Origin of the sequence: Piscirickettsia litoralis (assembly GCF_001720395.1) — a bacterium.
Classification (GTDB): Bacteria; Pseudomonadota; Gammaproteobacteria; order Piscirickettsiales; family Piscirickettsiaceae; genus Piscirickettsia; species Piscirickettsia litoralis.
Genome location: NZ_MDTU01000004.1, coordinates 29,028 through 34,366 on the forward strand (window position 1 = coordinate 29,028; position 5,339 = coordinate 34,366).

Annotated in this window: 5 protein-coding genes; 4 read left to right on the forward strand and 1 reads right to left on the reverse strand. The window is 37.0% G+C overall.

Annotation, left to right across the window (positions count from 1 at the left end):
* Positions 1-182 (reverse strand): hypothetical protein (locus tag BGC07_RS22795; protein ID WP_235603477.1); only part of this gene is annotated, 182 nt, incomplete at its 3' end.
* Between the two features lie 257 nt (positions 183-439).
* On the opposite strand from BGC07_RS22795, the gene BGC07_RS16940 reads away from it, so the two are divergent.
* The 4 genes from BGC07_RS16940 (at position 440) to BGC07_RS24065 (ending at position 5,265) form a co-directional block, all read left to right on the forward strand.
* Positions 440-2,200: a glycosyl hydrolase family 18 protein gene (locus BGC07_RS16940; protein ID WP_069314251.1), complete on the forward strand. Its 1,761-nt coding sequence runs from the start codon at positions 440-442 to the stop codon at positions 2,198-2,200.
* Between the two features lie 756 nt (positions 2,201-2,956).
* Positions 2,957-3,565, forward strand: coding sequence for a contractile injection system protein, VgrG/Pvc8 family (locus BGC07_RS16945; RefSeq protein ID WP_077217034.1), 609 nt, complete (start codon positions 2,957-2,959; stop codon positions 3,563-3,565).
* A 134-nt stretch (positions 3,566-3,699) separates the two neighbouring features.
* On the forward strand, positions 3,700-4,761 hold the full coding sequence (locus tag BGC07_RS16950) for a type VI secretion system Vgr family protein (RefSeq protein WP_069314253.1): 1,062 nt from the start codon (positions 3,700-3,702) through the stop codon (positions 4,759-4,761).
* Between the two features lie 300 nt (positions 4,762-5,061).
* Positions 5,062-5,265 carry a helix-turn-helix domain-containing protein gene (locus BGC07_RS24065; protein WP_069314254.1) on the forward strand — a complete coding sequence of 68 codons (204 nt, stop codon included), beginning with the start codon at positions 5,062-5,064 and terminating at the stop codon, positions 5,263-5,265.
* The last annotated feature ends 74 nt before the right edge of the window (positions 5,266-5,339 follow it).

The window sequence follows — 5,339 nt, forward strand, 5'->3', positions numbered from 1 at the left end:
GAAGTCTTTGCAATGTGCCAAACTTCTCTTGGCCGAAAGTGCTGAGATTGGAGCCAACGACTCACGCTGTCATGAGAGAGGGGCTCCGGAGAAACTTCGGATAGGGCTAGGCCAGAATAGCGAACACTTGTTGCCTGTAAAAATGCTTTATAAATTGCGTTTGTGCACTTGTGCCTAGACATCCTTAGTACACCTTGTCTTAATTTCCTTGAGTCACTATTTTAAAGCATTAGAGCTAAAGTGCGAAACTTGTGACTATTACTCACTTGTTTGCTTCACTGGCTGGCTATGCTATAGAGCTGCTTAAATTAACAGCAATTAAACGGCTTTCTAAAACTTCGAACTGAAATCTACATTATATTTTCGCTGTAAATTTATATTACTTATGTTTTTTATTGCTGCTACTTTTAATATACTGCTTAAAATTAGGGGGGTTACTATGATTAAAAATTTGTTGTTTGGGCCAGCCTTACTTGTTGGTTCAATGAGCAGTTATGCTACAGTACCAAGTTACAATAATACCTTTATTTCTTACGACTCTCCTGAGTATGTAAATTCATTGTTAAGTTATTCAAGCGCTAATAATATTGGTGGTTTGACTATGTGGGAAACAACCGGTGACTTACCCGCAACAGATAAAGACTCTTTGCTTTATCAAGTTGCTCACTCTCAGGTTACTAACCACCCTAAATTCATTGAGTTGTTTTGGCCAGATTGGTCAACAGAGCGCAATTATACCAGTGATGGGTTACCGGTATGGGGCACTGGAGGAACAGAAAAATATCGTGACCCTTTAGATGGTCAAAAAATAAACGATCAGATCGCAGCAGCCGAAGCTAACGGGGCACAAGCAGTTATTGCTTACTCATTTGTAGAAACAAACAGCGATGGTTCATTGCAGGCATATGATCCATGGGCAGATTTACAGCTCAGTGACTCATCATGGTGCAGTGATACGGACAACTTTTGTCAAGGAACACCAACATCTACTACCACTTCTTACGGTTCAATCGATAATTTTTTGGCTCTCAAAAATACTCATCCGCAGCTGAAAACAATTATTGCCCTTGGTGGTTGGAATCATGAAAAAGATGTTGATCGAGCTATTGCTAATTATACTAAATTCATAGATTCTTACGGTAAACTTAATGCAGCTTTGAAAGCTGCAGGCAAAAATACGTTTGATGGTATTAGTTTTGATTACGAAAGCTCTAATAAAGATGATTTGGCAGCAAAATTTAGTGGTTTGGTTACGCTGATTGAAAAATTTAACAAGGCTTACCCGGATAGCTATATCTCAGTTGATTTGATGGGTGATGATAACTTTCTGAGTAAAATCGAACCAGAACTAGAGGAATTATCATCAATTACCAATCTGCATTTCGATATCATGGCATATGACTTTCATGGTGCATTTGACTATGGCAGCACAAATCAAACAGGCCTATTAAGCCGCATCTACAATAACGCAGACTCAAGTGACTTTAGTATCCAAAAAGAAATGACAGCACTCTCAAAGATTAATCCACAACAAATTTCTTTGGGTTTTGCTGCTTATGGTCGAGCTTTATCGAACATTACACCAGTAAATAATTCATTATTCGAAGGTACTATTACCGCCCAATCGTCTATTCCTATCGAATATGATTTGGATGATCATGGGCCGAACTTTGTTAATGGGGATAATCAGCCTGAGTTCAGGTGCGCTGTAAGTTTTAATAGTTCAGAAGGTTATCCTTTATGTGATGGTATGTACCCATGGTCATACATTCATGACTCGATGTTAGGCCATGGTTTTACGCAGCAAACGGTCATGAGTAGCAATGGCGAAGTGAGTGGAATTTATGCGACTGATACGGGCACTTGGACGCCGAGTGAACCAACGAATGAATCAGAGGAGCTTAAGATCGACGTCCCTTCTTACAGTTATTATAACAACTCATTAACAGTGAAGGATGATGCTGATAGCAAAACAGCAGGGATTAATAACTTACATGCTAGTACATCATACTCAGTTTATTTTCCTGCAACCAGTGATGAATCATATTTGTCCTTTGATTTTCTAGTGCCGAGTGGCGGATCATCACAACAATGTAAATTCGAATTGCCGGAGAAGATTGATTATAGTAAAACGTTAACCGTGACTCGGGCCGGAGATCCTTATGATGGTGGCGAAACCTGTTCTGTGACGGCTAATTAAGGCAGCCATGGAAGTTCACAATATTGGACGATTATGCTAGTACCGTCACGTTAATTTGCTGGTGGTACTCCAAAAGTGTTGCTGAGGTTTTTTCAACTCGATGTATTGACTCAAATAGATTCTGTGTTTACGCCACTTTCTCCAAAAGTGGCAACTTTCCCCAGCAACACTTTTGTGGCGCCACCATGTTATCTATACTAGTCAGTGTTTAATAGGAAATATAGCAGGCAATCAGGGAAATGTTATCTATTAATCTAGAATAGGCGGGTTGACTGTAATGCTATCTAGAAACTGTCGCAAGTGCCTCAGAATAAAGCCATGTCAAAGTAAAAAATACTATTTCTAGTTAAAGCATAAAGGTATATAAAGCTAACCTCTTACTACAAACATATAAATTTATTAATGATAATCGGAGACAAAGATTAACAGCACTATAGCAATATCAAGTATTCTCAATATTGATGACGTTGACACTGAATTAATCATTATGCGTTTTGTTAAGTATGAAGAAATTTCTAAAGTGTGCTGTGCTCGAATTAGGTGCTTCTCAAGTACTAAATTCGATAGTTCTATCTTATTTGGAAAAACTGCTGAAATAATTACAAAACAAAATTGAAAATAAAGACCATTTAAAGGGTGTTATAACGCAAATCTCTTTCGAAAGTGCATCTATATTCCTTAAAAAAATTATTTACATATATGAAATAACTATTGAGCATAAAATTTGCTTGCTAAAATTTACTATAAAAAAGTGAAATATATACTAACCTTTCCATTGAAGGCCTTATAACAAAATTAATTTCAGAAACCCATCTTCAAGGAGCTTTGAATTTTAAAAATAGTTATTCGAATCAGTCCTTATTTCATCAGTTTCAAGAGTCTAGTTACGATTTCCTTTCTCGTCACATAAATAGAAATGGAATTTATTTTTATATTGATTATCAAGATGACAATAATGGCATTATCTTTTCAGATAGCTTGCTGACACAACGAAGAGGAAAGAAAAAGATCACAATATGCAACATGTCCGACGTCTTCTCAGAAAATTTAATGGACTTCAAACAAAACATTAATCAAATGCCTAGAGAAATTTATGTTACAGCACATGACCCTTCTCGGCAAGAAATAAATTTTAGCTCTCTAGCTACCGTTTATGCCACCGGCTTGGGCAGACATGAATTTTATGTCGGAGCAGTATCCTCACAAAAAGAACTAGATATGATCAGTGCTGTTGTTGCTGAAGCTGAATATTCCAAAAATTTCTATTATACTTCAACAGGAATGTTTATAGGCCTTCATCCTGGAGAAATATACGAAATTGATACAGATAAAACAAGCAGTTATTTATTAAAAAATCACAAATAACAATTAACTATTACAAAGAAACAAATAATGAGATTAATACGTCAACTGCGTATATAGATTGCCAATATACATGGCTTAGCACAAAACAGCAATTTCGCGCTGAACTTTCATCCTATTCAAGGATATCCGGATCAATGCATGCCTACATCAAAGAACAGCAAAACTGTAACCTTGACTATGCTGAGCTAGATGATCAAGGTCGCTATTATGTCAAAATGGCTAATTATGGTTCAAGAAGTGTTTATTTTAAAGCTAGAAAATTGGAACCTTTTTCTGGAGAAAATTATGGTATGCACCTACCACTAAAACCTAATAGCGAGGTACTCATAAGCTTCATTGAGGGCTATCCAGAAAGCCCTATTATCATCGGAAGTCTCTATAATTCAAATAGGGTCAACGTCGTTAAAGATAGCAATGCCTACGACCACATAATTCGCTCAAAAAGTGGTAGCGAAATAAAATTTAGTGACAAAGAAAACGAGCCGAGCTTACAAATCAAACATCCTGGGTTTAACTGGAATATTTCGACAAAAAACTCAGAAACAAACAAGTGTAACTACAGTATGACTTCAAATAGTAGTCATTATAAAGAAGAAAAGCACAGCGGTAGTATTACTACATTACTTAACTCTTTAACTCATTCAAGCACTCAACATGTTACTGGAGTCAGAAATACTAATACTGCTGTCGGCGGTATAAATAATTCGAATACCAGTGCGGTACTTAATTTTCCTACTGATTTTTCAGGAACAAGTCTTGTAAATAGTGGAGGACTGGCTTTCCTAAAGCATGAAGTTGGGACCATCAGCCATACAGAAATCGGTTCAGGTTACTATTTAGGAGATGTGTCCATAGCTTCAAGTATTGGCAGCCTGGAAATCGGTACTAAAAATGAAATTTCTGGTATAGTTTCAAGTTTTCTTCCTTCCAAGTGGACTGTTTGTGCCGATGAATCAGAAACCAACATACGTAAAAGTCAAACCATTGCCGATCTAACTGAGCTGGTCATAACAAAAACAAGTTCTCTGCAAATAGATATTAATAATACCAATAATCGTATTGATAATATAACCAATAAAATATCAAATAATGCACAAGAAACACGGCGAGGACTACACATAATCAATAATTGTTTACAGAAAAGCGATAAGGCAACTGTAGACTTAAATACAGCAGCCATGCATATCATAAGATAGCGGACGTAGGTGTAGGGCTTTGTTGTTTAGCTCAAAAAGTGAGCAACTATGGTGATTTAGTCGGCTCACTGTTACAAGCATAGGCCCGCTACGCGGGCGACGGGATTGTTGCAAAAAAACTTGGTTGAGGTATGTTGGTTACTTGATTTGAAAATAAGAGTAAATTACAGTGGCCAAACGTAAACGAATTAACGTGAGTTCGATATAACTTAGCTAGTCAATAGGTTACGCTGGATGTTATAGCACTTCCCTAACACTTTGGTTTGTAAGATAATCGTAATAAACAGAGGAGCGTTTATTATGCCAGCAGCTTACTCAACAGACCTTCGAATGAAAGCAGTAGAAGCTTATAAAAAGGGAAAATACCACCAAGCAGAAATCGCAGAGCAATTTGGTATTAGTATCGCCACTTTTAATCGATATTGGAGGGCCTATAATGCTCACGGAGATTTATCGCCTCAAAAAATACCACCATGGTCGCCATGCAGTTTTATCTGGGAATAACCTAAATGATGTTGCTAAGCTAATTGCAAAGAAACCGGATGCAACGATTGCTGAATTCTGTGAAGTATACAACC